This window comes from Mesorhizobium sp. WSM4884 (assembly GCF_029625675.1).
Lineage (GTDB): Bacteria > Pseudomonadota > Alphaproteobacteria > Rhizobiales > Rhizobiaceae > Mesorhizobium.
Genome location: NZ_JARTVO010000056.1, coordinates 1 through 1,029, shown reverse-complemented (window position 1 = coordinate 1,029; position 1,029 = coordinate 1). Strand labels below are relative to the sequence as shown.

Annotated in this window: 1 protein-coding gene; it reads left to right on the top strand. The window is 64.6% G+C overall.

Translation table 11 applies throughout. The annotated features are described in order from the left end of the window. Positions 1-46: 46 nt before the first annotated feature. Positions 47-1,029 (top strand): ISAs1 family transposase (locus tag P9236_RS30650; protein WP_278078208.1); only part of this gene is annotated, 983 nt, incomplete at its 3' end.

The window sequence follows — 1,029 nt, the reverse complement described above, 5'->3', positions numbered from 1 at the left end:
GATGGTGTTTCTGGATGTATTCGGCGAGGTCCCGGACCCGCGGGACTTGACCGCGCAGCACCCGTTGCCGGAGATTTTGTTCGTGGCGCTTGCGGCGGTGCTTTGCGGGGCGACGCACTGCACGGAAATGGAGTTGTTTGCCAAGAGCCGGCTCGATCTGTTGCGGCAGTTCATCCCGCTCGAACGCGGTGCGCCCAGCCACGACACCTTCAGCCGGGTGCTGGCGGCTCTCGATCCTGTCGCCCTCAACGATGCCTTCATGCGCTTCATGGCCGCTTTCGGCGCGCAGGCGCGCATCGATGCGCCGACAGGCCAGGTCGCCATCGACGGCAAGAGCCTCAGACGCGCCTACGCCAAGGGCCGCTCGCATATGCCGCCTCTGGTGGTGACCGCCTTTGGCTGCGACACCTTCATGAGCCTGGCCCAGACCGTGGCGCAGGAGGGCGGCGAGGTGCAGGCCGCAATCACGGCGCTCGAACTGCTGTCGCTCAAGGGGTTGACCGTCACCGCCGACGCTTTGCACTGCCATCGGCGCATGACCAAGACCGTGCGCGAGGGCGGCGGCCACTACGTGATCGCCATCAAAGGCAACCAGTCGAAACTGGCCACCGAAGCCAACGCCGCGCTCGACAAGGCGGCGGCCAGCAAGGCAACCAAGGTCCATCGAACCGAAGAGCAAGCGCATGGTCGTCACGAGGTGCGGCGCGCCTTCGTCATTCCCTTCGCGCAGACGCCGGGCAAGAATACCCTCGTCGACCTTTGCGCCATCGGCCGTGTCGAAAGCTGGCGCACCGTCGAGGGCAAGACCACACACAAGGTCCGCTGCTATGCGCTGTCGCGCAAAATGCCGGCACGCGAACTGCTCGCCACAGTCCGCCGCCACTGGAGCATCGAGAATGACCTGCACTGGCAACTCGACGTCCTGCTCGGCGAAGATCACATCAGAGGCCGCAAGAACAACACAGCCGCCAACCACGCCATACTTCGGCGCCTCGCCCTCAATGTTCTTAGAGCCGATCCCGAAACCAT